The sequence below is a fragment of the Acinetobacter sp. ANC_7511 genome (assembly GCF_056779975.1).
The window spans coordinates 1-773 of the sequence record NZ_JBWYIY010000047.1 but is presented as its reverse complement, the minus strand read 5'-3'; the positions used below and the strand labels follow the sequence as shown (position 1 = coordinate 773).

General features: G+C 44.4%; 2 protein-coding genes. Both read left to right on the top strand.

Annotated features, from left to right (window positions below):
• Positions 1–530: CoA-transferase (locus AC1M9L_RS14735; protein WP_481592550.1), on the top strand; the 530-nt coding region annotated here is incomplete at its 5' end.
• An 86-nt stretch (positions 531–616) separates the two neighbouring features.
• On the top strand, positions 617–773 hold a 157-nt coding region (locus AC1M9L_RS14730), incomplete at its 3' end, for a thiolase family protein (RefSeq protein WP_481590811.1).

Here is a 773-nt window from a genome sequence, read left to right as displayed (position 1 = left end):
CTGACAAAGATGTCTTTTTACATTCTGAAAATGGTTTATTGGCCTTTGGTCCACCCCCTGCGGAAGAAGACCGTGACCCTGAGTTAATTAATGCGGGTAAAGAGTTTGTAACCCTGCTTGAAGGCGGAGCTTTCTTCCATCATGGTGATTCATTTGCCATGATGCGTGGTGGTCACCTAGATATCGCTGTACTCGGTGCTTTCCAAGTCGCTGAAAATGGTGATCTTGCAAACTGGCATACCGGTGCACCTGATGCCATCCCTGCTGTGGGTGGTGCAATGGACTTAGCCGTGGGTGCGAAAAAAGTCTTTATTACCACCGATCATGTCACTAAAAAAGGCGAACCTAAAATCGTTGCTGAGCTGACTTATCCTGCGACAGGTTTGAAATGTGTGGACCGCATTTATACGGACCTTTGTGTGATTGATGTGACGGCAGATGGCATGAAAGTGATTGAGAAAGTTGAAGGCTTATCTTTTGAAGAGCTTCAATCGATGACCGGTGCAAAATTAAGCGATGAAACAATTTAATTAAGTTTCCTTTTTGGAGGGGTAAACCTATATGGTTATCCACTTGCCCCTCCTTTTTTTATTCATTTATTTTGAAGACATTTAAAATGAAAAACGCATACATCATTGATGCCATCCGTACGCCTTTTGGTCGTTATGCCGGTGGTTTGGCGCCTGTCCGTGCGGATGACTTAGGTGCAGTGCCATTAAAAGCGTTAATGGAACGTAACCCTTCTGTGGATTGGAATGTCGTCGATGACGTTT